Origin of the sequence: Streptomyces sp. NPDC048523 (genome assembly GCF_043199815.1) — a bacterium.
Taxonomy (GTDB): Bacteria; Actinomycetota; Actinomycetes; order Streptomycetales; family Streptomycetaceae; genus Streptomyces.
This window is the reverse complement of sequence record NZ_JBICWQ010000001.1, coordinates 1157530-1181270: the sequence shown is the minus strand read 5'-3', so window position 1 is coordinate 1181270 and position 23741 is coordinate 1157530. Positions and strand designations below refer to the sequence as shown.

The following is a 23741-nucleotide window of genomic DNA, read 5'->3' as shown; positions in this document are numbered from 1 at the left end:
GTCAGACGTCCTGGCCGCTGCCGCCGCCCGTCGACACCTTGATCCCCTTGGTGATGTCGTCGATCACGCTCTGGCCCTCCTCGACGTCGACACCGAAGCGCACCACGACGATCTGCTGCGGGTTCGCGGGGGACGGGAAGGCCAGCGACTCGACATAGCCGTCGGAGCCCTTGCTGGTGACCGCCTTCCAGCGGACCAGATAGCCCTTCTGCCCGGCCACGGTCACCGCCTTGGAGGCGAGGACGTCGTGCGAGGTGATCGAACCGTAGGTCTTGCCGCCGTAGGACTGCTCGGCGTTGGCCTCGATGTCGGCCTTGGCGACCGCCTCGGCCGTGCTGCCCTTGGTGCGCAGTGCCTGCGCGGGCGCCGAGTAGGCACCGCCCTTCGTGCACTTCTCGGAGGTGTCGCCGGGGCAGGCATAGGAGTCGTTCGAGGTCACGGACGCGCCGACCTGGATCTCCTGGCCGTACCAGTCGTCCGGTATGGGCAGGCTGATCCCGTCGATCGAGTCGGTCACCGAACCGCTCTCGATCTTCGGTGCCTCGGACTCCTGCGGGGAGGGCGACGCGCCCCCGGAACCCCCGCTGCCACCGGAGCCGCCCGAGCCGCCGGACCCTCCGTTGCCGCCGAAGGGCCCGCCCTGGCCCCCGGTGCCGCCCGGGCCGCCCTGGCCTCCCGGCCCCTGCGAGGTGGCGGAGTCACCGTTGCCGTTGCCGCTGTCGGCCAGTGCGTAGACACCCACGCCTATGCTCGCCAGGACCACGACCGCCACCGCCACGGCTATGCCCATGCGGCCGCGCCGCGACCGGGCCGGCGGCTGCGCGGGATACGGCGGAAAGGCCGGGTACTGCCCGGCGTCCCCGGGGCTCGCGACCTGTTCCGGGGGACCCCATGCGGCGGCCGAGCCGGCGGGCCGGGTCCGCTCCGTCCACGCCTTGCCGTCCCACCAGCGCTCGGCGGCGGGACCGTCACTTGTCTGCCCGGGATCGGGGTACCACCCGGGGGGAGTCTCCTGCGTCATGCCCCCACCGTATGAGCACTCGGTGAAAGAGGGATGAGAGGGCCCCGGCCGATTCCGGACGACCGGCACGGGAACGCCCGGGGCGGCGCGTGCGCGGGCGCGTGTGCTCGCCGGGGCGGGGTGCTTGCCGATGGGCTGCGGGATGTCGAGGTCGAGGCGGTCGCGCAGGACGAGGCGGCGGCTCTCGTCGGCGACGTCCTGGTCGTGGAGGCCGACGGTGGTGGGTGGCCTCCCGCAGTTCGGCCGGCTTGAATTCGACCAAGGTGTCCGCCTCGGTGCGCGCGGTTTGCGCGCGGCCTTCGGCGCGAGCACGACCCCGGGCCTCGGTGTCCCGCGCCCGACGCTGCGAGCGAGGTGATCAACTCGGCTCGGACGAAGCACAGTTCGCTGCCGGAACGCGCGGTGGCGCCCACGGCTGACTGTCGGTCAGGTGTGTCGGCGGCAGGTCGCGGGCAGGGCGCGTCGCCTGCCCGTACCGCAGGTCACCCGTCAAGGCAACAGGTACCCCGACCGCCCTCCGCTTCCGCACCCGGACGGCTACGCTCGAGATCTGCACGTCGTTCGGGCGACTTGGGGAGGTAGCGGGATGACGGAGGTACGGCCCATTGCGGCCGCCCCGGCCTCGCTGTGGGAGCGTGACGAGGAACTCGCCGCCGTCGAAAGGGTGATTGACTCCCTGTGCGCGGACCGCGCGTCCTCGGGCAGCGTGCTGGTGATCCGCGGTGAGGCGGGCTTCGGCAAGACCGCCCTGCTCGCCGAGACCCGCCGCATCGCCGAGGCCCGCGGCTGCACGGTCTGGTCGGCCCGCGGCGGCGAGACCCTCAGGTCCGTCCCCTTCAACGTCGTACGACAACTGCTGCAGCCCGCCCTCCTGTCACTGATGCCGGAGGAGGCCCGCGAGTACCTCGGCGACTGGTACGACATCGCAGGCCCCGCCCTCGGCATCGCGGACCCGGGAGAGCGGCAGGCCGACCCGCAGGGCGTGTGCGACGGACTGGTCGCCGCGGTGCGCCGGCTGGCCCGCCGGGACTGGCCGCTCGTGCTGATGGTCGACGACGCCCACTGGGCCGACCAGGAGACTTTGCGCTGGCTCGCCGCCTTCGCCGAGCGCCTGGACGACCTGTCCGTCCTGGTCGTGGTGGCCCGTCGCCCCGGGGAGGCCGACGGCGAACGCGCCCGCCTCCTGGAGACCGTGGCCGGCGCCGCGGGCCGCCCCGTCACCAGCCTGAGCGCCCTCACCCCGGAGGCCACCGCGGGGCTCACCCGCGCCACCCTGGGCGAACACGCCGACGCCCCGTTCTGCCGCGAGGTGTGGGCCGTCACCGGCGGCAACCCGTACGAGACCGTCGAGCTCCTCGCCAAGGTCCGGGACAGCGACATCGAGCCCAGCGAGGGCTCGGCGAACGAACTGCGCGAACTGAACCGCTCGGCCCGCGGCGGCGGACTCGTCAGCCGCCTGGAGGAACTCGGCATCGACGCCACCCGGTTCGCCTGGGCGGCCGCGATCCTCGGCACCGACATCTCCGTCGGCCTGGTGGCCAGGCTCGCCACCCTCAAGCCGGACCAGGCCGCGCTCTGCGCCGAACTCCTGCGCAACGCCCGCATCCTGACCGGTTCCGGCACGGAGGACGACGAGCTGGAGTTCGTGCACCCGCTGATCGCCACCGCCGTCTACGAGTCCATCCCCGACGCCCTGCGCAAGGCCATGCACGGCATCGCCGCCCAGCTGGTCACCGACTCCGGGCTCGGCGCCGCGGCCGCCTCCCGGCACCTGCTCCAGGTCCACCCGGACGACGACGAGGAACTCGTCGAGCAGCTGCGCGAGGCCGCCCGCGAACACCTCCTCGTCGGCGCCCCCGACGCCGCCCGCCGCTGCCTGGAGCGCGCCCTGGTGGAGCCCCCGCCGCCCGAGGTCCACGCGCGCGTGCTCTTCGAACTCGGCTGCGCCACCCTCCTGACCGCCCCCGCCAAGACCATCGGCCATCTCCAGACCGCGCTCGCCATGCCGGGCCTGGAGGGCTCCGCGCGGGTGGACGCCGTCGTCCGCCTGTCCCAGGCACTCATGCACAACAACCAGCTGGAGGAGGCGGTCCGCACGGTCGAGGCGGAGGCCGCCCGGCACGACGAAGGCCCCGCCCGACTGCGCCTCCAGGCCGTGCAGTACACCTGGGAAGGGCTCTACCCGGGCGAGGCCACCTCCCCGGCGCGCTCCGAGCGTCTCGCCGCGCTGGCCGCCACCTGCACCGGCCGGGACAACTCCGAGCGGGCCCTGCTCATCCTGCGCGGGTTCGACGCGATGGCCCACGGCGAGAGCGCCGAGGAGATCGCCGAAGTGTGCGACCGCGCCCTGGTCAACGGCCGCCTCGCGCCCGGACTCGGCTGGACCGACACCGAGTGGGGCCTCGAACTGCCGCTGATGCTGGCCAGCGCCTACGCCTTCACGGACCGGCTGGACCGCGCCGAGGCCCTGTACACCGACGCCCTGCGCACCTACGAGTCGGCCGGCTGGAGCGGCGGCCACCTCGCGCTCGCCCATGCCTACGTCGGCCTGGGCCACCGGCGGCGCGGGCGGCTCAGGGAGGCGGAGACCTCCCTGCGCGAGTCACTGCGGCTCGCCGAGCGGGTGGGGCGAGGACTGCCCCTGTACTGGTCGGCGACCTGCAACCTCGTCGACACACTGCTCGCGCGCGGGCATGTCGAGGAGGCGTGGGCGATCGCCGAGCAGTACGGGTTCGCGCCGCCGTATCCGTCCACGATCGTGCTGCCCGATCCGCGGTCCGTGCGGGGGCGGCTGCTGCTGGCCGTCGGCAGGACCAAGGACGGGATCAACGAGCTGGAGGCCGCGGAGAAGGCGGCGGCGGTCCGGGGACACCACAATCCGGTGCTGGTGCCGTGGGCCGTCGATCTCGCGCGCGCTCTCGCCGTCGAGGACCCGGTGCGGGCCGCCCAGTTGGCCACGGAGGTGCGCCGGCACGCCGAGCGGCTCGGCACGGACACCGCGATCGGTGAGGCGCTCAGGTGCGCTGCCGCGCTGGAGACCGGGCAGCGGGCGGTACGGCTCGCCGCGCAGGCGGTCGCCTACCTGGAGGCGTCGCCCTGCCAGTACGAGCATGCGGCGGCGCGGGTGGAGTACGGGATCGCGGCACGGTCCGTGGCGGAGCTCAACCGTGGCCTGGCGCTGGCCCGTTCGTGCGGGGCGGACGGGCTGGTGACGCAGGCCAGGGAGGTGCTGGAGACCGGTCGGGGACTGCGGTGACCGGCGTTTTCGCCTCCTCAGGACACCAGTAGCCGGTCGGTGACGGCCGACAGGCGCTTCTGCACCTCCCGGTCGTACGTCCCCTCGTGTGCCCGCGCCGGATTCGTCCCGTCGAAGAAGCGGCCCGTGCCCAGGTCCTGGGTGGCCAGGGCCAGCACACCCGGAGCCCCGTCCGCCACCGTCGACCACGGGGCCACCCCGCCCTCGCGGACCATCGCTGTGTCCATGAAGGTCGCCGGGTGCAGGACGTTGACCGCGACCCCCGTTCCCGCCAACTCCTCGGCCAGGGCGAAGGTGTGGGCCGCCAGGGCGAACTTGGCGCGGCGGTACGCGGCGAAGCCGTCGTAGCCGCGGGTGAACTCGATGTCGTCGAAGTCGACCGGCTCCTGGCCGACCGACCCGACGTTGACGATCCGCGCCGGCCGCGTCGGCAACAGTGCTCTGGTCAGCGCGACCGGCGCCAAGTAGTTCACCGCCAGCCGCAGTTCATGCCCGTCCGCGCTCACCTCCCGCCCCGAACCGGGCGAACCCGCGCCCACGCCCGCGTTGTTGATCAGGACGTCCAGCCCGGGGTGGGCCTCGGCGACCCGCGCGCCCAGCTCGCGCACCTGGGCCAGGGAGGCGAGGTCGGCCACGAAGCCCTCGGCCGCCCCCTCGGACCGCAGCTCCTCCACCAGGGTCCCGGTACGGCCCGGGTCCCGGCCGTGGGCGAGGACGGTGTGACCGGAGCGGACCAGTTCGAAGGCGACGTAGCGGCCGAGACCGGAGGTGGCACCGGTGATCAGAATGGTCGACATGCCCCTACCGTAGGCACATCCGCACAGCCGGCGCCTGTCCCTGCCGGGGTCACCCTTCCGTCTCCTCCGCCAGCACCCGCTGCGCCGTGGCGAACGCCGAGTTCGCCGCCGGCACCCCGCAGTAGACGGCCGTCTGGAGCAGTACGGCCCCGATCTCCTCCGGTGTGAGGCCGTTGCGCCGCGCCGCCCGCACATGCATGGCCAGCTCGTCGTAGTGGCCGTGTGCGACCAGCGCCGTCAGCGTGATCATGCTGCGCTCGCGGCGGCTGAGCGTGGGGTCGGTCCAGATCTCGCCCCACGCGTAGCGGGAGATGAAGTCCTGGAAGCGGGCGGTGAACGGTGTCTGCCGGGCCTGTGCCCGGTCCACGTGCGTGTCCCCGAGCACCTCGCGCCGCACCTCCATGCCCCGCCCGGCGCCCCCGTCGAGGTGGGCGCGCAGCGCGGTGAGGACGGCTTCCGGGCACTGCGCCGGTGCCAGATGCGAGGCCCCCGGGAGTTCGACGAGCGTGGCGCGCGGCACCGCGTCGGCGATCTCCCGCAGATGGGGCGGCGGGGTCGCCGGGTCCTGGCGGCCGGCGATCAGCAGGGTCGGCGCGGAGATCCGGTTGAGCCGGTCGCGCAGGTCGAAGGAGCCCAGGGCGTCACAGCAGGCGGCGTACGCGGACGGATCGGCCTCGGCGTGGTCCCGTACGAGCTCCGGCACGGTGAAGTCACCGGCGAACCAACGGGAGTTCGCGCTCTCCAGCAGCCACTCCAGCCCCTCGCGGCGGACCCGCTCGGCTCGCTCCTCCCAGGGACCCCGCCCGTTGAAGTGGGCACTCGAACAGATCACGGCCAGCGACTGGACACGCTCCGGGTGATGCGCGGCCAGGTGCAGACCGACCGCACCGCCCAGCGACACCCCGGCATACGCGAACCGCTCCACGCCGAGTGAGTCGGCGAGCGCCAGCACCAGATCGGCGAGGTCACCCACGGTGGCGCCGGGACCGATCAGGCCGGCCGCCGAACCGCCGTGTCCGGGCAGGTCCCAGCGGATCACCCGGTGGCTGATGGACAGCTCGGGCGCCACCTTGTCCCACAGGGCGTACGAGGTCCCGAGCGAGGGCCCGAGCAGCAGCGGGGGAGCCGACGCGGGGCCCTCGGCGCGGTGGTTGAGGAGTTTCTCGGTCAACGTCGCTCCAGAGCACGGTCGGTGAGGGCACCGGCGGAGCCGGTGTAGCGGGCGGGGTCGGTGAGCTCGTCGAGGTCGACGTCCTTCAACTCGGGCTCCTGGGCGAGGAGTTCACTCAGCGACACGCCTTCGGCGTAGGTCCGCTCGGCGAGCTGCGTGAGCAGGGCCTTGGCGCGGGCGCGGCCCAGCACGGACGCCAGCTCGGCGGACAGCCGCTCGGAGACGATCAACCCGTGGGTGAGGTCGAGGTGTTCGCGCATGGTGTCCGGGTGGACCCGCAGCCCCTCGGTCAGTTCGGCGGTGTCCCGGGCGGCTCCGCCAACCAGCCGCAGCAGGTCCCTGAGCGGCTCCCACTCGGCGTGCCAGGCGCCGGCCGGCCGCTCGTCCTCGGCGGCGAGGGAGCCGTACAACGTGGCGGCGAGCTGCGGCGCGCGCCGGGCGGCGGCGGCGATCAGCGTGGACCGTACGGGATTCGCCTTGTGCGGCATGGCCGAGGAGCCGCCCCCACTGCCTTCCGCGAGCTCGGCGATCTCGGTACGGCCGAGCACGAGGACATCCGCGGCGATCTTGCCCAGCGCGCCGGCGGTGAAGGCGAGACATCCGGCGAGGTCGGCGACAGGGGTACGGAGGGTGTGCCAGGGAAGCAGCGGCGTCCGGAGTCCCAGCTCCGCGGCGAAGGCCGTCGTAAGCGCCTGGGTGTCCTCGCTGCCGTACGCCGTGAAGGCCGCCAAGGTCCCGGCGGCGCCGCCGAGTTGCGCGGGGAGGGAGTCCCGTACGGCCGCGACCCGGTCCCGCGCGTCCAGCACCAGTTCCCGCCACCCGGCCGCCTTCAGCCCGAACGTCGTCGGTACGGCGTGCTGGGTGAGCGTCCGCCCCGGCATCGCGGTGTCCCGGTGCTCCGCGGCCAGCCGGGCCAGGGCCTGCTGGACGCGGTGGAGGTCCGCCAGCACGAGGTCGAGCGTGCGCGCCGCCACCAGCATCGTCGCCGTGTCCAGGATGTCCTGGCTGGTGGCGCCCCGGTGCACATACGGGCCGTACTCCTCGCCGACCGCCTCGGTGAGGTCGGCGACCAGGGGGATGACCGGGTTGCCGCCGCCGCGCGCACGCCCGGCGAGGGACCGTACGTCGAAGCGGTCCGCGTGGGCCGCCTCGGTCACCGCGCCGGCCGCGCCGTCCGGGGCGAGACCCAGCCGGGCCTGTGCCCGCGTCAGCGCGGCCTCCGCGTCCAGCAGCGCCCGGAGGTAGGCGCCGTCGGCGGTCGCCGAGGCGGCGGGGGAGCCTGCCCACCCGGGGGCGAGCAGGCCGGTGTCGGGATCGGGAGAAGTCACTGGTACTCCAGGAAGACCGTCTCGCCTTCGCCCTGAAGGCGGATGTCGAAACGGTAGGTGCCATCGCCCTGCCGGCGTGCGATCAGCGTGTCGCGCCGCTCGGCCGGCACCCGGGCCAGCAGCGGGTCGGCGGCGAGGACCGTCTCGTCGTCCGGCAGGTAGATCCGCGTGTACAGGTGAACCAGCAGCCCGCGCGCGAAGACGCACACGCTGATGTACGGGGCGCTCCGCCCGCGCGCGCCCGGCCGCAGGGTCCGCGCGGTCCAGTGGCCGTTGGCGTCGGTCTGGATCCGGCCCCAGCCGGTGAACTCCACGCCGTTGCGGCCCAGGTAGCCGCCGCTCGCGGGGTCGCGCCTGATCGAACCGTCGGCCTGCGGGATGTTGCCGTCCGGGTCGGCGCTCCACAGCTCCACGAAGGCGTCCGGGAGCGGGTCGCCCTCGCCGTCGGTGATGTAGCCCTGGAGGGTGAGGGTGTCCGGGTGGCCGACGGGCGCGATGTCGCCGCCTCCGGGGAAGGGCAGGGCATGGCCGTAGAAGGGGCCTACCGTGTGCGACGGGGTCGGCAGCACGGTCTCCGGACGACTGGTGTCGATCTTCGTCATGGCGGGTCAGCGTCCTTCTTCGAGCCAGGTGGCCTGCGGTCCGTCGAGCACGATGTCCCAGTGGTAGCCCATCGAGAACTCCGGCACCGACAGGCTGTGGTCGTACGTGGCCACGAGCCGCTGACGGGCCGCGTCGTCGGTCACCGACTGGATGATCGGGTCGTAGGGGAACAACGGGTCGCTCGGGAAGTACATCTGCGTCACGAGCCGCTGGGTGAACGCCGTGCCGAAGATCGAGAAGTGGATGTGGGCCGGCCGCCAGGCGTTGACATGCTGGCGCCACGGGTAGGGGCCCGGCTGGACGGTGGTGAACCGGTAGCAGCCGCTGTCGTCGGTCAGGGTGCGGCCGACCCCGGTGAAGTTCGGGTCCAGCGGGGCGTCGTGCTGCTCCCGCTGGTGGGCGTAGCGGCCGGCCGAGTTCGCCTGCCAGATCTCGACCAGCTGCCCGCGCAGCGGACGGCCGTTGCGGTCCAGGAGCCGGCCCTCGACGGTGATCCGCTCACCGATCGGCTCCCCGGTGTGCTGCCGGGTCAGGTCGTTGTCGATCTCGGTGATGTCCCGCTCCCCGAAGGCGGGCGAGTGCAGCTCCACCAGCTCCGGGTCCTTGGACACGTCGATGCCGATCGGCGGCTGCTTCGGATGCCGCAGCACCGAGGAACGGTAGGGCGCGTAGTCGCGCCGCGGCTGGTGCTCGACGGGAGCGCCGTCGGCGAGCCGCTTCTCGTAGGCGGCGTGCTCGGCGGCGATTTCCCGGTCGATGTCGTGCTGGGTGAGAGTCATGACGATTCCTGCGTTCCGTTAACGTTCGAGGACGAGAGCGAGACCCTGGCCGACGCCGATGCACAGGGTGGCGACGCCGACTCCGCTGCCCCTGCGGGCGAGTTGATGGGCGACCGTGCCGGCCAGACGCGCGCCGGAGGCACCCAGCGGATGGCCCAGCGCGATCGCCCCGCCCTGCGGGTTGAGGATCGCCGGGTCGAACTCGGGCCACTCGGCGACACAGCCCAGCACCTGGGCCGCGAAGGCCTCGTTCAGCTCCAGTACTGACAGGTCGTCGAACTCCTTGCCCGCCTTGGCGAGTGCCCGGTTGACCGCCTCGACGGGGGCGAGCCCGAAGTAGTGCGGGTCGAGCGCGTTGACCCCGGTCGCGGAGATCCGGGCCAGCGGCTCGCGACCGGTCGCCGCGAGGCCCTCGTCGTCCACCAGCAGCAGGGCCGCGGCACCGTCGTTCAAAGGTGACGCGTTGCCCGCGGTCACCGTCCCGCCGTTCTCGCGGAACGACGGCTTGAGCTTCGCCATCGCCTCCAGCGACGCGTCCGGCCGTACGCACTCGTCGGCGCCGAAGGCGACCGGCTCACCCTTGCGCCGCGGGATCGACACCGGCGCCAGCTCGGCGTCGAACAACCCTGCCACCTGTGCCGCGGCCGCCTTCTGGTGCGAGGCCAGCGCGAACTCGTCCTGCTGCTCGCGGCCGATCTTGTGCTTGTCGGCGATGAGCTCGGCCGACTCGCCCAGCGGGATCGTCCACTGCGGCTCCATCCGCGGGTTGACCATGCGCCAGCCCAGCGTGGTCGAGTACAGCTCGGTGTGCCCGGCCGGAAACGGCTTGTCGGACTTGGGCAGCACGTACGGCGCCCGGGTCATCGACTCCACGCCACCGGCCACGGCGATGGAGGCGTCCCCGAGAGCGATGGCGCGGGCCGCCTGGATCACGGCTTCGAGGCCCGAGGCGCACAGGCGGTTGACCGTCACGCCGGGCACGCTGGTCGGCAGGCCCGCCAGCAGCGCGGCCATACGGCCGACGTTGCGGTTCTCCTCACCGGCTCCGTTGGCGTTGCCGAAGTACACGTCCTCGATCCGGGCCGGGTCCAGGTCGGGCGTACGGCCGAGCAGTTCACGGATCGCGTGCGCGCCCAGGTCGTCCGGGCGTACCGAGGAGAGGGCTCCGTTGTAGCGGCCGACCGGAGTACGGACCGCGTCGACGATGTAGACGTTCTTCACTGCAGGCCCTCCGCGACGGTCAGCTCGGCGTCGGTCTTGGCGGTGATCTCCTCGACGCCCACCCCGGGCGCCGTCTCGACCAGCACCAGGCCGTCCTCGGTGACGTCCAGGACGCCGAGGTCGGTGATGATCCGGTTCACGCAACGCTTGCCGGTCAGCGGCAGCGCGCACTCGGTGAGGATCTTGGGCGAGCCGTCCTTGGCGGTGTGCGTCATCACCACGATGACCGTGCGGGCGCCGTGGACCAGGTCCATCGCACCGCCGATTCCGGTGATCAGCTTGCCGGGGATGGCCCAGTTGGCCAGGTCGCCGGTCTCGGACACCTGCATGGCGCCCAGCACGGCCACGTCGATGTGCCCGCCCCGGATCATCCCGAAGGAGAGCGCCGAGTCGAAGAAGGATGCCCCCGGCAGCACGGTGACGGTCTCCTTGCCCGCGTTGATCAGGTCGGGGTCGACCTGGTCCTCGGTGGGGTAGGGACCGGTACCGAGGATGCCGTTCTCGGATTCGAGGATCACCTCGACGTCCTCGGGGAGGTAGTTCGGGATCAGCGTCGGCAGTCCGATGCCGAGGTTGACGTACTGACCGTCCCGGAGTTCGCGCGCGGCCCGCGCGGCCATCTGTTCCCGTGTCCAGGCCATCAGCCGCTCACCGTCCCTCGTGCCGCGGGCGTGGAAACCGTCCGCTGCTCGATCCGCTTGTCCCTCGCCTGCTCCGGCGTCAGCGCGACGACCCGCTGCACGAAGATGCCCGGCAGGTGCACCGCGTCCGGATCGATCTCGCCGGGCTCCACGAGTTCCTCCACCTCGGCGATCGTGACCTTGCCCGCCATCGCGGCGAGGGGGTTGAAGTTCCGGGTCGACCTGTTGAAGACCAGGTTGCCGTGCCGGTCGCCCCTCGCCGCCCTCACCAGCGCGAAGTCGGTGCGGATCCCGCGCTCCAGGACGTACTCGGTGCCGTCGAACTCGCGGACCTCCTTCGGCGGGGAGGCCACCGCGACGCCGCCGGAGCCGTCGTAGCGCCAGGGCAGTCCGCCGTCGGCGACCTGGGTGCCCACGCCGGCCGGTGTGAAGAACGCGGGGATTCCGGCGCCGCCCGCCCGCAGCCGCTCGGCGAGCGTGCCCTGCGGGATCATCTCGACCTCCAGCTCACCGGCCAGGTACTGGCGGGCGAACTCCTTGTTGGCGCCGATGTAGGAGCCGGTCACACGGGCGATCCGCCCGGCGGCGAGCAGGACCGCGAGGCCCGACTCCATCGCTCCGCAGTTGTTGGAGACCACCGACAGCGAGCCGGTGCCCTGCTCGTACAGGGCCTGGATGAGCACGTTCGGCACACCGCTCAGCCCGAAACCGCCCACCGCGAGCGACGCGCCCTCCGGCACATCCGCCACCGCCTCCCGGGCCGTGGCGACCACCTTGTCCATCCGCGTAGCCCCATCTCTCCAACTGCTCAGTGCACTGAGTATTTCAGCGAGGTTTCTCTTAAGCTGCCACTGTGGCAGCCTGGCGTCAAGACTCACTACTCTTCAGTGCACCAACCAAATGCACCAACCAAATGCACTGACCAAAACGCCCACCAACCTGACTCGGGAGCGCACATGGCCGCGGTGGATCTCACCACCCACCCCGGGCACCTCGCCCGGCGGCTCCAGCAGGCGCACTACCTGCTGTGGAACACGATGGTCTCCGAGGAGATCACCTCGCCCCAGTTCGCGGTCCTGAACGCGCTCGTCGCCGAGCCGGGGCTCGACCAGCGCACGGTGGGGGAGCGGGTGGGGCTCGACCGGTCCACGATCGCCGAGGTGATCAGCCGGCTCGGCCGACGCGGACTGCTCGACAAGGTGCGCGACCCCCAGGACGGCCGCCGCTTCCTGCTACGCCTGACCGAGGACGGGGTGCGCACCCACCGCAAGCTGACCGTGCGCACCGCCCGGATGAACCAGGTCTTCCTGGCCCCGCTCTCCGACGAGGAGCAGGGCCGCTTCTTCGAGCTGATCCGCCGGGTCGCGGACGCGGCGGAGGGGCTCCGCAATCCCGCGGAACCCCTTCTCACCCAGCGCTGATCAGGACGCCTTCGCGAAGACGACCCAGACCTGGCCCTCGGCGAAGTTCACCGCGGAGCCGTCCTTCGTGGTGAACTCCGTGCCGTCCGTGGCCTTCGCCCGCTTCCAGTTCACGTCGTAGGCGCGGCCGTCGCGCAGCACCTTCGCCTTCCCCGAGCCCACCGTCACCGTGTACGGCGTGTAGTTGCCGAGGAAGTCGTGGAAGGCGGACTTGCGGACCTTCACGTACTGCACGACGACCGTGGCCGGGGCCAGCCGCTTCCCGTCGGCCGTCATGTCCGGGGCGCCGTCCATCGAGACCAGCCAGCGCTCCCGGCTCTGTGACCAGGTGAAGGAGAAGCGGGCAGCCGGGAAGCGGACCGTCTCCGAGGTGTCCCTGGTGCCGCCGGCGGGCGCGGGGCCGTAGTGGAAGCCGGTCGTCAGTGCGGCGGCGCCCGGCGTGGCGGGCACCAGGCTCTTGGGGCGCAGGAAGAGGTTGTGCGGGGAGACCTTGTCGGCGCCGCGGAAGTAGGCGCCGGTTGCCTTGTCGGGGGTCCGGGCGACCAGCGGCGCCCCGTTGATCAGGGGCATCAGTTTGCTCTGGGCGCCGGAGAAGGCGAGCGTCGGGTCGTCGAACTGCCGCAGCAACTCCAGGTCCGACTCGCGGGCGCTGCGCACGGGGCCGACGGCCTTCGGCAGTTTCGTCGCGTACACCGCCATGAGGCGGCTGAGCCCGCCCTCGACCTGCTCGGCGTAGACGACGTCGGCGGAGTCGATGCCGGTCTGCGGGCGCGCCTCCCGCACGTTGTCGATCTTCACGGCGAGCACGGAGGGACCGTGGGCCTCCTTGCTCGGTTCCGCTGTGTTCGGTGGTGACGTGCTCGGTTGATCCGTGCGGAACTGTCCGCGTCCGTCGTCGGCCGGGACCCGGGGTGTGCCGTGTCCCGTGCAGCCCGCGACGAAGAGGCCCGTGACGGTCAGCAGCGCCGCCGCCGTACGGGCGCGCCGCGTGCGCACCCCTTGCTCCCTACCCACCATGCCCGCCATGCCCACAGTGCCCGCCCGTCTCGTGTCTTTGATTGTGCGCTTATAAGTTCATTGATGGCCATACCCGTCCGTTTCTGATTCGTCGCGTCGACTAGGCCGATCGGCCCTGGATCACGGTTCGGCGGGAGTCCGCCCGGGTACCCGGGGCGCCTCACCCCAGGACCGACACGCGACGTGACGGAGGGAGAGCCGGGCGATGAAGGCTGTGACCTGGCAGGGCAAGCGGGATGTACGGGTGGAGGAAGTGCCCGATCCGAAGATCAAGGAACCGACGGACGCGATCATCAGGATCACCTCGTCCGGGTTGTGCGGCTCCGACCTGCATCTCTACGAGGTGCTCACCCCGTTCATGACGCCGGGCGACATCCTCGGCCATGAACCCATGGGCATCGTCGAGGAGGTCGGCGCCGGGGTGCCGGACCTCTCGGTCGGCGACCGGGTCGTCGTGCCCTTCCAGATCGCCTGCGGCAAGTGCTGGATGTGCATGACCGGGCTGCCGACCCAGTGCGAGACCACCCAGGTCACCAGCGAGGGCATGGGAGCCGCCCTGTTCGGCTACACCCGCCTGTACGGCGCCGTACCGGGCGCCCAGGCCGAGTACCTGCGCGTCCCGCAGGCCCAGTTCGGCCCCATCAAGGTCCCCGAGGGCCCGCCGGACGACCGTTTCGTCTACCTCTCCGACGTGCTGCCCACCGCCTGGCAGGCCGTCGCCTACGCGGACGTCCCCGAGGGCGGCAGCGTGGCGGTGCTCGGACTCGGGCCCATCGGCGACATGGCCTGCCGCGTCGCCCAGGTGCGCGGCGCCGGGCGCGTCTTCGGCGTGGACCTCGTGTCCGAGCGGCTGCGCCGGGCCCGCACGCGGGGCGTGGAGACGTACGACCTCAGGAGCTTCGACAGCGAGAAGGAGCTGGTCCAGGCGATCCGCGACGAGACCGACGGACGCGGACCGGACGCCGTGATCGACGCCGTCGGCACCGAGGCCCACGGCAGCGCGGTGGCCCGCCTCGCCCAGAACGCCTCGGCCCTGTTGCCGAGGAAGATCAGCGGACCGTTCGCCGAACGCTTCAGCGTCGACCGGCTCGCCGCCCTGCACACCGCCATCGAACTGGTGCGCCGCGGCGGCACGCTCTCCCTCACCGGCGTCTACGGCGGCATGGCCGACCCGCTGCCCATGCTCACGATGTTCGACAAGCAGATCCAGATCCGGATGGGCCAGGCCAATGTCCGGCGCTGGAGCGACGAGATCATCCCGTACCTGACCGACGAGGATCCGCTCGGCGTCGACGACTTCGCGACCCATCACGTGCCGCTGTCGGACGCCCCGCACGCCTACGAGATGTTCCAGAAGAAGCAGGAGGGCGCGGTCAAGGTGCTGATGCGGCCCTGACCCCGCCGCCGGAAGCGGGCGGTGTGGCGGAATTGTGTGCCGTGGCTGTCCGGAGACGTCCTTCGTCCGCGTACTGACGCGGTCCTGACCTCGCGGCTCAGCCCAGGATTTCGTCGAGGTCGTAGCGCACCGGTTCCTCCAGTTGTGCGTAGGTGCAGCTCTCGGGGGTCCGGTCGGGTCGCCAGCGGCGGAAGCGGGCGGTGTGGCGGAATCGTGCGCCGTTCTCCATGTGGTCGTACGCCACCTCCGCCACCCGCTCGGGCCTGAGCGGCACCCAGGACAGGTCCTTCTTTCCCGACCAGCGGCTCGGCGCCCCGGGCAGCCGGGCGCTCTCGTGCGCGGCCTCCTCGGCCCAGGCCGCCCACGGGTGTCCGGAGGCGTCGTCCATCCGGAGCGGCTCCAGTTCGTCGATCAGCTCGGCGCGCCGCTTCATGGGAAAGGCCGCGGACACGCCGACATGCTGGAGGACGCCCCGGTCGTCGTGGAGCCCCAGCAGCAGGGAGCCCACGACAGGGCCGCTCTTGTGGAGCCGGTAGCCCGCCACCACCACGTCCGCGGTGCGCTCGTGCTTGATCTTGAACATGGCACGCTCGTCCTGGAGATAGCGCAGGGTGAGCGGCTTGGCGATGACACCGTCCAGGCCCGCGCCCTCGTACTCCTCGAACCACTGCAGGGCCACCTCGATGTCCGTGGTCGCCGGTGCGAGGTGCACCGGGGCCGTGACCCCGGACAGAGCCGCCGTGAGCAGCTTCCTGCGGTCGGTCAGCGGGACGTTCAGCAGCGATTCGTCCTGGAGCGCCAGCAGGTCGAAGGCCACGAAGGAGGCCGGCGTCCGCTCCGCCAGCGTGCGCACCCGGGAGGCCGCCGGATGGATGCGCTCGGTCAGCGCGTCGAAGTCCAGCCGGCCGTCCCGCGCGATCACGATCTCGCCGTCCATCACGCACCGCTCGGGCAGACGCGCCGCGAGTGCCTCCACCAGCTCGGGAAAGTACCTGGTCAGCGTCTTGCCGGTACGGCTGCCCAGCTCGACCTCCGCCCTGTCCCTGAAGACGATGGCCCGGAACCCGTCCCACTTCGCCTCGTAGTGCATCCCCGGCGGGATCTTCGCCACCGACTTGGCGAGCATGGGCTTCACTGGGGGCATCACCGGCAGATCCATGGTCCGATTCTGCACGCGGGTGCCCCGAAATGCCTGATATGCCGGGCTCGCTTACCGTGGCTCGCATGGGTGACGCGGTGGAACTGGAGGCGGGCGGCCGGACCGTACGGCTGTCCAGCCCGGACAAGATCTTCTTCCCGGAGCGCGGCTTCACCAAGCTGGACCTCGCCCGCTACTACCAGGCCGTCGCCCCCGGCATCCTGCGTGCCCTGCGCAACCGCCCCACCACCCTGGAGCGCTACCCGGACGGCGTGACCGGCGAGAACTTCTTCCAGAAGCGGGCGCCCAAGAACATGCCCGACTGGATCCCGACCGCCCACATCACCTTCCCCAGCGGCCGCAGCGCCGACGAGATGTGCCCGACCGAGGAGGCCGCCGTCCTGTGGGCCGCCCAGTACGGCACCCTCACCTTCCACCCCTGGCCGGTCCGCCGCGACGATGTGGACCGCCCCGACGAACTCCGCATCGACCTCGACCCGCAACCCGGCACGGACTACGACGACGCCGTGCGCGCGGCGCATGAACTGCGGTCGGTGCTGGAGGAGTTCGGGGGTCTGCGCGGCTGGCCCAAGACCTCCGGCGGTCGCGGTCTGCACGTGTTCGTGCCGATCGAACCGCGCTGGACCTTCACCCAGGTGCGGCGGGCCGCGATCGCGGTCGGGCGGGAGATGGAGCGCCGGATGCCGGACCACGTGACCATCAAGTGGTGGAAGGAGGAGCGGGGCGAGCGCATCTTCATCGACTACAACCAGACGGCCCGCGACCGTACGATCGCCTCCGCATACTCGGTACGGCCCCGCCCGCACGCTCCCGTCTCCGCGCCCCTGCGCTGGGAGGAGGTCGGTGAGGCGCACCCGCAGGACTTCGACATCGCGACCATGCCCGCGCGCTTCGCCGAACTCGGCGATGTGCACGCGGACATGGACGATCACGCGTTCTCGCTGGACGCCCTCCTGGACCTGGCCCGCCGTGACGAGCACGACCACGGGCTCGGCGATCTGCCGTACCCGCCCGAGTATCCGAAGATGCCGGGGGAGCCCAAGCGGGTACAGCCGAGCCGGGACACGTCGAGGAAGGCGCCTCCTACAGCTCCTTGATCCTGATGTCCCGGTACGAGACCACATCCGTTGTGCTGTGCACCTGGAGCCCGATGTAGCCGGAGGAGAACCGCCGCCCGTCCGTGCCCGGGTCGTCCGAGCGGGCCGGGTAGAAGTCCTGACCGCCGATATTGTCGAACTCGTTGATCAGCACGCCGTTGCGGTAGACCGAGTAGTGCTGGTCGACCACCCGGATCTCGTAGTCGTTCCACGTGCCCTTCTGGGTGACGCCGGCCCCGGCGAGCCCCACCCGGTCGAAGCCGTAGACCGACCCCGTCTTGTACATGTCGCCGTCGGGCCGGTCGAGCACCTGCACCTCATGGCCGTACTTGATGGCGACCCACTCGGGGCGGGACTCCTCCGGGTGGTCGTGGACCCACGGGAACCGCACGAACACCCCGGAGTTGGCGTTACCGGTGCCCGGGGCGTCGTCCCGCCACTGGAGCTTGAGCGAGAAGTCGCCGTACTTGTGCTCCGGGAACCAGAGCATGCCGAGGCCGTCCTTCGTGGTGCCGGACGTGATGGACCCGTCGCCGTTCGGCGCGAACGAACCGCCGCCCACCTGCTGCCACTTGGCGAAGGAGGCTGCGCTGCCGTCGAGGATCGTGCGGTACCCCTCGGTCTGCCCGGGCCTGCCGATCCCGGACTCACGGGCCGCCGCGTCGATCGCGTCGTACTCGCGCTCGTCGACGACCCCCTCCCGGAAGAGCTTGTCCAGGACCGTCTTCACGTGCTTGAGGAACAGAGCGTGGGACGTCCACTCCTTCTCGTCCTCGATCAACTCGTTGATCCGGCACCGGCTGTTGGTGATCCGGTTCGGGACCCCGGAGTCGACCGTGCCGACGATCACCGTCAACCGCTCGTCGAACTCCGCGCAGTTGGGCGCCGGGACCTGGCCGGCGACCACCGTGAAGGTCACCGTGCGCGCGGCCGAGGTGTTGCCCGCCTTGTCGGTCGCCCGGTACGCCAGGGTGTGCGTGCCCGCCCGGTCGACGACCACCGGAGCGGTGTACGCCAGGTAGGGCCCGGCGTCGATCGAGTACTCGACGCCCGCGACACCCGAACCGCCCACGTCCGTGGCGCTCACGGTCACCTTGGCGTTGCCCACGTAGGCCCCATCCGAGTTCCGGGTGCCGTCCACGGTCACTCCGGTCACCGGCGGGGTGGTGTCCTGCGGGGCCGCCGCGACCACCGTGAACCGGACGCTCTTCTCGGCGGCCACGTTGCCCGCCTTGTCGGTCGCCCGGTAGCGCACGGTGTGGCTGCCGACCTGGTGCACCATCACGGGCATGGTGTACGGCTGCCAACTCCCCTCGTTCACCGCGTACTCGATGGTGTTCACCCCGGATCCGGTGTCCGAGGCCGACACCGTCACCGTCGCCATGTCGACGTACGTGCCGTCCGGGTTCTGCTCGCCGCTCACCGTCGCCGAGGTGTCCGGCGGGGCGGTGTCGTCGGAGGGCGGCGGGACGACCGTGAAGTCGACACTCTTCTCGGCGGAGACGTTGCCCGCGTTGTCGACGGCCCGGTAACGCACCGTGTGGCTGCCCACCTGGTCGACGACGACCGGGGCGGTGTACGGCTGCCAGGCGCCCGTGTCCCCGATCGCGTACTCGATCCGGTCGACGCCGGAACCCCCGGCCTCGTCGGTCGCCGTGAGGGCCACGCTCGCCGAACCGACGTACTGGCCCTGCGCGTTCTGCGTACCCGTCACCTGCGCCTGGGCCGTCGGCGCGGTGGTGTCCTCGCCGGTGCCCTCGGTCACCACGAGGATGCCCTGCATCTGGCCATGGCCTGGGATCGTGCAGTGGTAGAAGTACCGGCCCGGCGTGAGCGTGACCTCGGCGGTGTGGCGGCCGCCCATGTCGTCATTGGGGTTGGCGAGGATGTTGAGCTGCACGTCGTTGTTGAACTCGGGGTCGCTGGTCACGAAGGTCAACGTGTGCGGCATGCCGGTGGTGTTGCCGGTGGCCGCGCTGTTCTCGAAGACGATCGTGGCCGTGCCGGCGACGGCGGTCGTCGGGGCGGAGGTGTACTTGGTGATGTCGTCGCCGGCGGTCCAGGTGAGTGTCTGGGCCGCCGCCGGGACCGTGTCAGGGCGTGCCTGGGACGTCGACTGGAGGCCGAGCACCATCAGCAGGGCGGCCACCAGGACGGTCAGAGCTCCTCGGGGGCGCATCACTGCCCTCCTCTCACCAGTTGTCCGGCGGCCGGCGTCGGGCCGCCGCCCGTGTAAGTGACGCGCCACAGGGCCGACTTGGCGTCCGAGGTGAAGAACCCGCGCCCGTAGTCGAGGACGTACAGCGCGCCGTCCGGGCCGAACTTCCAGTCCATGAGGTTCTTGATGCCGTCGTTGCCGATCGGCACGATCTTCTTGAGCGACTCCGAATGGACGGGCAGTCCGCCCTCCCCGTGGGTCTTCGGATCGGTGATGACCGCGTTGCGCGGCTGGTCGGCGTCGTAGAAGTCACCGATGAACCACTTGCCGTCCCAGTAGGAGGGCCACTTGACGGTGCTGGTCGCCGAGGCGGCGTCGTAGCGGTAGACCGGCCCGTTCATCGCGGCCTGGCCGCCACCCTTGAGCCACGGCAGCAGGTACGTGGCGTCCGCCTGCTTGTAGGAGGGGATGCCGTTCGCATCCCGCGGGTAGTCCGGGGCGCCGCCCTGCGGGGAGTACCAGATGTTGTTGCCGGTGACCGGCGGGAGATTGACCAGACCGTCGTTGTTGGGCGACTCGTTCTTCGGGTGGCCGCAGTCGTACCAGCCCAGCGGCTGGTCGGGGTTCGGCAGGTTGCGGTCCCGGTAGGGCTGCTTGTTGCCCATGCAGTACGGCCAGCCCCGGTTGCTCGCCTTGGTGATGACGGCGAAGGTGTCGTACTTGGCCGGGCCCCAGGTCGTCGAGGGCTCGCCCGCGTCCGGGCCGACCCATCCGGCGTACAGGATGTCGGTCTTCTTGTCGACGAAGATGCGGGCCGGGTTCCTGACGCCCATCACATAGATCTCGCCGCGGGTCTTGCCGCCGCCCTCGGCGGTCTCCTTGCCCGTGAAGAGGTTCCCCTCGGGCAGGGTGTACGTCCCGTCGGGCTCCGGGTGGATGCGCAGGATCTTGCCGTTGAGGTTGTTGGTGTTGCCGGCGGTGCGGCGCGCGTCCGCGAAGGAGACGCCCTTGTAGTTCGGCTGCGGGTTGTTGCCGGAGTAACCGCCGCTGAAGCCACTGGAGTTGTTGTCACCGGTCGCGATGTACAGGTTGCCCTTGGAGTCCCAGGACATCCCGCCACCCGCGTGGCAGCAACTGTGCACCTGGACCGGCCACTTGAGCAGGACCTTCTCGCTGCTCAGGTCCAGCTTGTTCGTGGCGAGGTCGAGGGTGAAGCGGGAGACCCGCCGCTCGGCGATCCGGGTGTCGCGGTTGAGCCGGTCGTGCGGGGTGTAGTGCAGATACACCCAGCCGTTCTGCTCGAAGCGCGGGTCGAGCTCGATGCCGAGCAGTCCCTCCTCGACCTTCACCAGCTCGTCGCCGCCGCCCTTGTTGCCGAAGACGGTCAACTCGCCCGCCAGGGTGGCCTTCTTGGTCGCCGGGTCGTAGACGTGGATCTGGCCCTTGCCCTTTCCGACGTCCGGGTTGTTCCAGTCGGTGATCACCGGCTGGGAGGAGTCGGCGCCGCCCCGCCCGATGTACAGGACCCGTCCGTCGGGGGCGGTGACCAGCCCGTGCGGTTCGCCGATCTGGTCGTTCTGCCCCGCCTGGTTGGGCTGGGTGAGCCGCTCGGCCCTGTAGTTGCCGTTGATGGTCGCCTTGCAGTCGGCCTGCACGAGCCGCGAGGTCCACAGCAGTGCGCCGCGCAGATGGGTCCGGAAGTCGGTCTCGTCGTACGAGGACACCGTGCCGCCCATACCGGTGTAGAAGGACCGGCCGCCGTCGTAGTCCCGGCACCAACTCACCGGGTGGTCCCAGCCGTTGGCGCTCGCTCCCGGCCGGTACGTCGACTCGCGCACCCGGGCCACGGTGTGCACGTCACCGGACGGGTTCTTCGTCCAGTTGAACCACTGGTCGGGACGCTTCCACTGCACCGGCAGCTCCCTGGTCGCCGGATGCTGCCGGTCGCCGACCTCAACGGTTGCCCGCTGGACGGCTGTTGGACTGGAGGCGGCCGGACGGGCGCCGACGAGGCCCGTGAACCAGTCGGAGTACGGCTCGGCGCGGGCCGCGTCATGGATGCCGACGAAACCGCCGCCCGCCTCCATGTAGGCCTCCAGACCGGCCTCCTGCTCGGCATCGAGGACGTCACCGCCGCCGGTCAGGAAGACGATGGCGTTGTAACTCCCCAGCGCCCTCTCGTCGGTGAAGACTCCGGCGTCGTCGGTGGCCTCGGTCTCGAACCGCTGGTTCACCGGACCGGACAGCCCGATCTGCTCGACGGCGGCGATCCCGGCGTTGACGACCGGTGACTCGTCCCCGGCCGCCGCGGACCCGTAGAACACCAGCACCCGTACATCGGCGCCGCCCGGCGGCGACTTGACGGACATCGTTGTCGCGGACGGATCGGGAGCCGGTAGCGCCCCCGCGGCCGGTCCGGACATCAGCCCGGCGGCGACGATCCCCGCGGTCACGGTGGCCGTCCAGACCCGTCTCCTCGCGCTTCCTCCGCTTCTCGCGCTCAACCCTCGTAAGTGCATGGGCACCTCCTCGGTCACAGCAACAGCGCCATGGAAGCTAGACCCCTTTGCGTCGCTCGCCAATACCTATGACCGGGATCGCACGAACTTTGTCCTGAGTGTGGATAAACGGCTCGGGGGCCGGTACCGTCTCACAGGTTCATCACAGGTACGTCTCCGCAAAATCCGTATCACGGTGGGGAGTTCTGCGTGGGTGCACTGGACAGACGTGGCTTCAACCGGCGGGTGCTGCTCGGTGGTGCCGCCGTCGCGACATCGTTGTCCCTGGCGCCGGAGGCCCGGAGCGACACAGGTCCGGCGAAGGCGGCCCCGGGCGGCGGCGAGGTCAAGCGCATCAGGCTGTACGCCGAGAAGCTCGCCGACGGGCAGATGGGCTACGGCCTCGAGAAGGGCAAGGCGACCATCCCGGGACCCCTCATCGAGCTCAATGAGGGCGACACCCTGCACATCGAGTTCGAGAACACCATGGACGTCAGGGCGAGTCTGCACGTCCACGGCCTGGACTACGAGATCTCCAGCGACGGCACGAAGTTGAACAACAGCGACGTCGAGCCGGGCGGCACCCGCACCTACACCTGGCGCACGCATCTGCCGGGCCGCCGCGGCGACGGCACCTGGCGGGCGGGCAGCGCGGGCTACTGGCACTACCACGACCACGTGGTCGGCACGGAACACGGCACGGGCGGTATCCGCAAGGGCCTCTACGGCCCGGTGATCGTCCGCCGCAAGGGAGACATCCTCCCCGACGCGACACACACCATCGTCTTCAACGACATGCTCATCAACAACAAGCCGGCGCACTCGGGGCCCAACTTCGAGGCCACGGTGGGTGATCGGGTCGAGTTCGTGATGATCACGCACGGTGAGTACTACCACACCTTCCATATGCACGGTCACCGCTGGGCGGACAACCGCACGGGCCTGCTCACCGGACCCGACGACCCGAGCCAGGTCATCGACAACAAGATCGTGGGCCCGGCGGACTCCTTCGGCTTCCAGGTGATCGCGGGGGAGGGGGTCGGGGCGGGCGCGTGGATGTACCACTGCCATGTGCAGAGCCACTCCGACATGGGGATGGTCGGGCTGTTCCTGGTGAAGAAGACGGACGGGACGATTCCGGGATACGAGCCGCACGAGCACATGGAGCACCGGGCCGGGCACGCGCACTGACGGATCATGGACGGGTGACTCTTCTTCTCACGCGCGGCGATCTGGAGGCGGTGCTGGAGCCGGAGGCCTGCCTCGACGCACTGCGGGACGGCTTTCGCACCGTGGACAGCGAGTCGATCGCGGGACAGCGGGTGCGCACGGACCTCCCGTTCCCCGGTACGGCCACCGCTCTGATCCCGGGCCTGCTCCCCGGCGTCCCTGCCTACACGGTGAAGGTCAACGCCAAGTTCCCCGCCGCCCGGCCCGCCCTGCGCGGGGTGATCTGCCTGCACAGCGGCACCGACGGCGAGCTGCTGGCGCTGCTCGACTCCGCGACGGTCACGGCGTGGCGGACGGGGCTCGCGGCCGCCCTGGGCACCGATCTGCTCGCCGGCCCGGCAGACGTGGTTGGAGTGGTCGGGGCGGGAGCGCAGGCCGAGTTGATGGTGCGGGGGCTTGCGGCGCTACGGCCCCGCAGCGCCCTGGTCGTCCAGGACACGTCCGCCGACCGCGCCGCGGAGTTCGCCGCGCGGCACGGTGGCCGTGTGCTGTCCTCCGCCGCGGAGGTGGCCATGGCAGCCGACATCGTCCTGTCGGCGACCTGGTCGAGGCAGCCGCTGCTGCACCTGCGTGACACCAGGCCGGGCCAGCACTTCACGAGCCTGGGCGCGGACGAGCCGGGCAAGGCGGAACTGGCGGCGGATCTCCTGGACACGGCGCTGCTGGTCGTCGACGACCGTGAACTGGCCTCACGTGTCGGCGTGTTGAGGCCGGCCGACGCCACCCTCGGCGAACTCCTGCGCTCGGAACACCCCGGCCGCACGAACGACACGGACCGCACGGTCTACGCACCCGTGGGCCTGCCCTGGCAGGACCTCGCCCTGGCCTGGACGGCGTACGAGCGGGCCGAGCGGGAGGGAATCGGGCGGCGGGTGGATCTGCTGGCCTGAACCCGGTCACGCGATGGCCGGCAGGGACCGGTCGGCGGCCGAGTGTGCTGCCGGTCGG

General features: G+C 71.2%; 19 protein-coding genes. 6 read left to right on the top strand and 13 right to left on the bottom strand.

Features of this window, described 5'->3' with window-relative positions; translation table 11 throughout:
- Position 1: 1 nt before the first annotated feature.
- Positions 2–1021, bottom strand: a complete 1020-nt coding sequence (locus ACGFWE_RS05410) for a DUF2510 domain-containing protein (RefSeq protein ID WP_352380837.1) — start codon at positions 1019–1021, stop codon at positions 2–4.
- Between the two features lie 586 nt (positions 1022–1607).
- On the opposite strand from ACGFWE_RS05410, the gene ACGFWE_RS05405 reads away from it, so the two are divergent.
- On the top strand, positions 1608–4277 hold the full coding sequence (locus ACGFWE_RS05405; protein ID WP_352380833.1) for an AAA family ATPase: 2670 nt from the start codon (positions 1608–1610) through the stop codon (positions 4275–4277).
- A gap of 17 nt (positions 4278–4294) precedes the next feature.
- Here ACGFWE_RS05405 and ACGFWE_RS05400 read toward each other — a convergent pair whose 3' ends face one another.
- The 8 genes from ACGFWE_RS05400 to ACGFWE_RS05365 are packed head-to-tail and all read right to left on the bottom strand — an operon-like array spanning position 4295 to position 11599.
- Positions 4295–5074, bottom strand: coding sequence for an SDR family NAD(P)-dependent oxidoreductase (locus ACGFWE_RS05400; RefSeq protein ID WP_352380832.1), 780 nt, complete (start codon positions 5072–5074; stop codon positions 4295–4297).
- Between the two features lie 49 nt (positions 5075–5123).
- Positions 5124–6245: a 3-oxoadipate enol-lactonase gene (pcaD, locus tag ACGFWE_RS05395; RefSeq protein ID WP_352380830.1), complete on the bottom strand. Its 1122-nt coding sequence runs from the start codon at positions 6243–6245 to the stop codon at positions 5124–5126.
- Complete coding sequence (pcaB, locus tag ACGFWE_RS05390) at positions 6242–7573, bottom strand: 3-carboxy-cis,cis-muconate cycloisomerase (protein ID WP_393598006.1); 1332 nt, start codon at positions 7571–7573, stop codon at positions 6242–6244. Before pcaB ends, pcaD begins: the two co-directional genes overlap by 4 nt.
- Complete coding sequence (gene pcaG, locus ACGFWE_RS05385; protein WP_393598004.1) at positions 7570–8175, bottom strand: protocatechuate 3,4-dioxygenase subunit alpha; 606 nt, start codon at positions 8173–8175, stop codon at positions 7570–7572. The genes pcaB and pcaG overlap by 4 nt, the downstream gene beginning before the upstream one ends.
- Before the next feature lie 6 nt (positions 8176–8181).
- Positions 8182–8955 (bottom strand): protocatechuate 3,4-dioxygenase subunit beta, encoded by a 774-nt coding sequence (gene pcaH / locus ACGFWE_RS05380; protein WP_393598002.1) that lies wholly within the window; start codon positions 8953–8955, stop codon positions 8182–8184.
- A gap of 18 nt (positions 8956–8973) precedes the next feature.
- Positions 8974–10176: a thiolase family protein gene (locus ACGFWE_RS05375; RefSeq protein WP_393598000.1), complete on the bottom strand. Its 1203-nt coding sequence runs from the start codon at positions 10174–10176 to the stop codon at positions 8974–8976.
- On the bottom strand, positions 10173–10817 hold the full coding sequence (locus ACGFWE_RS05370) for a CoA transferase subunit B (protein ID WP_352380821.1): 645 nt from the start codon (positions 10815–10817) through the stop codon (positions 10173–10175). The genes ACGFWE_RS05375 and ACGFWE_RS05370 overlap by 4 nt, the downstream gene beginning before the upstream one ends.
- Positions 10817–11599 carry a CoA transferase subunit A gene (locus tag ACGFWE_RS05365; RefSeq protein WP_393597998.1) on the bottom strand — a complete coding sequence of 261 codons (783 nt, stop codon included), beginning with the start codon at positions 11597–11599 and terminating at the stop codon, positions 10817–10819. Before ACGFWE_RS05365 ends, ACGFWE_RS05370 begins: the two co-directional genes overlap by 1 nt.
- A 174-nt stretch (positions 11600–11773) precedes the next feature.
- Here ACGFWE_RS05365 and ACGFWE_RS05360 point away from each other — a divergent pair, with 174 nt between their 5' ends.
- Positions 11774–12238, top strand: a complete 465-nt coding sequence (locus ACGFWE_RS05360) for a MarR family winged helix-turn-helix transcriptional regulator (RefSeq protein WP_393597996.1) — start codon at positions 11774–11776, stop codon at positions 12236–12238.
- Here ACGFWE_RS05360 and ACGFWE_RS05355 read toward each other — a convergent pair whose 3' ends face one another.
- Entirely contained in the window at positions 12239–13264 is a 1026-nt protein-coding gene (locus ACGFWE_RS05355; protein ID WP_393597994.1) for a DUF3048 domain-containing protein, read from the bottom strand.
- Between the two features lie 196 nt (positions 13265–13460).
- On the opposite strand from ACGFWE_RS05355, the gene ACGFWE_RS05350 reads away from it, so the two are divergent.
- Positions 13461–14651 carry a zinc-dependent alcohol dehydrogenase gene (locus ACGFWE_RS05350; RefSeq protein ID WP_352380813.1) on the top strand — a complete coding sequence of 397 codons (1191 nt, stop codon included), beginning with the start codon at positions 13461–13463 and terminating at the stop codon, positions 14649–14651.
- Between the two features lie 97 nt (positions 14652–14748).
- Here the strand turns inward: ACGFWE_RS05350 and ACGFWE_RS05345 are convergent, their stop codons facing one another.
- Entirely contained in the window at positions 14749–15810 is a 1062-nt protein-coding gene (locus ACGFWE_RS05345; protein ID WP_393597992.1) for an ATP-dependent DNA ligase, read from the bottom strand.
- A gap of 65 nt (positions 15811–15875) precedes the next feature.
- On the opposite strand from ACGFWE_RS05345, the gene ligD reads away from it, so the two are divergent.
- The gene (ligD, locus tag ACGFWE_RS05340) at positions 15876–16907 is read left to right on the top strand and encodes a non-homologous end-joining DNA ligase (RefSeq protein ID WP_393597990.1); all 1032 of its coding nucleotides are present in this window, start codon (positions 15876–15878) and stop codon (positions 16905–16907) included.
- Here ligD and ACGFWE_RS05335 read toward each other — a convergent pair.
- Both ACGFWE_RS05335 and ACGFWE_RS05330 read right to left on the bottom strand, forming a co-directional pair.
- Complete coding sequence (locus tag ACGFWE_RS05335; protein ID WP_393597988.1) at positions 16894–19086, bottom strand: OmpL47-type beta-barrel domain-containing protein; 2193 nt, start codon at positions 19084–19086, stop codon at positions 16894–16896. The two genes, ligD and ACGFWE_RS05335, sit on opposite strands and share 14 nt — an antisense overlap.
- Positions 19086–21584, bottom strand: coding sequence for a ThuA domain-containing protein (locus ACGFWE_RS05330; RefSeq protein WP_352380805.1), 2499 nt, complete (start codon positions 21582–21584; stop codon positions 19086–19088). Before ACGFWE_RS05330 ends, ACGFWE_RS05335 begins: the two co-directional genes overlap by 1 nt.
- A gap of 198 nt (positions 21585–21782) precedes the next feature.
- On the opposite strand from ACGFWE_RS05330, the gene ACGFWE_RS05325 reads away from it, so the two are divergent.
- Both ACGFWE_RS05325 and ACGFWE_RS05320 read left to right on the top strand, forming a co-directional pair.
- Positions 21783–22754 (top strand): multicopper oxidase domain-containing protein, encoded by a 972-nt coding sequence (locus tag ACGFWE_RS05325; protein ID WP_352382493.1) that lies wholly within the window; start codon positions 21783–21785, stop codon positions 22752–22754.
- Between the two features lie 14 nt (positions 22755–22768).
- A complete protein-coding gene (locus ACGFWE_RS05320) occupies positions 22769–23683 on the top strand; it encodes an ornithine cyclodeaminase family protein (RefSeq protein WP_393597986.1) in 915 nt (304 codons plus the stop codon).
- Positions 23684–23741 lie beyond the last annotated feature (58 nt).

Coding starts and splice junctions, on each gene's coding strand:
- ACGFWE_RS05370 (WP_352380821.1), bottom strand. CDS start 10,817: ATGGCCTGGACACGGGAACAGATGGCCGCGCGGGCCGCGCGCGAACTC.
- ACGFWE_RS05330 (WP_352380805.1), bottom strand. CDS start 21,584: ATGCACTTACGAGGGTTGAGCGCGAGAAGCGGAGGAAGCGCGAGGAGA.
- ACGFWE_RS05355 (WP_393597994.1), bottom strand. CDS start 13,264: ATGGCGGGCATGGTGGGTAGGGAGCAAGGGGTGCGCACGCGGCGCGCC.
- pcaG (WP_393598004.1), bottom strand. CDS start 8,175: ATGACGAAGATCGACACCAGTCGTCCGGAGACCGTGCTGCCGACCCCG.
- ligD (WP_393597990.1), top strand. CDS start 15,876: ATGGGTGACGCGGTGGAACTGGAGGCGGGCGGCCGGACCGTACGGCTG.
- ACGFWE_RS05345 (WP_393597992.1), bottom strand. CDS start 15,810: ATGGATCTGCCGGTGATGCCCCCAGTGAAGCCCATGCTCGCCAAGTCG.
- ACGFWE_RS05350 (WP_352380813.1), top strand. CDS start 13,461: ATGAAGGCTGTGACCTGGCAGGGCAAGCGGGATGTACGGGTGGAGGAA.
- ACGFWE_RS05360 (WP_393597996.1), top strand. CDS start 11,774: ATGGCCGCGGTGGATCTCACCACCCACCCCGGGCACCTCGCCCGGCGG.
- ACGFWE_RS05410 (WP_352380837.1), bottom strand. CDS start 1,021: ATGACGCAGGAGACTCCCCCCGGGTGGTACCCCGATCCCGGGCAGACA.
- pcaH (WP_393598002.1), bottom strand. CDS start 8,955: ATGACTCTCACCCAGCACGACATCGACCGGGAAATCGCCGCCGAGCAC.
- ACGFWE_RS05405 (WP_352380833.1), top strand. CDS start 1,608: ATGACGGAGGTACGGCCCATTGCGGCCGCCCCGGCCTCGCTGTGGGAG.
- ACGFWE_RS05365 (WP_393597998.1), bottom strand. CDS start 11,599: ATGGACAAGGTGGTCGCCACGGCCCGGGAGGCGGTGGCGGATGTGCCG.
- ACGFWE_RS05335 (WP_393597988.1), bottom strand. CDS start 19,086: ATGCGCCCCCGAGGAGCTCTGACCGTCCTGGTGGCCGCCCTGCTGATG.
- ACGFWE_RS05400 (WP_352380832.1), bottom strand. CDS start 5,074: ATGTCGACCATTCTGATCACCGGTGCCACCTCCGGTCTCGGCCGCTAC.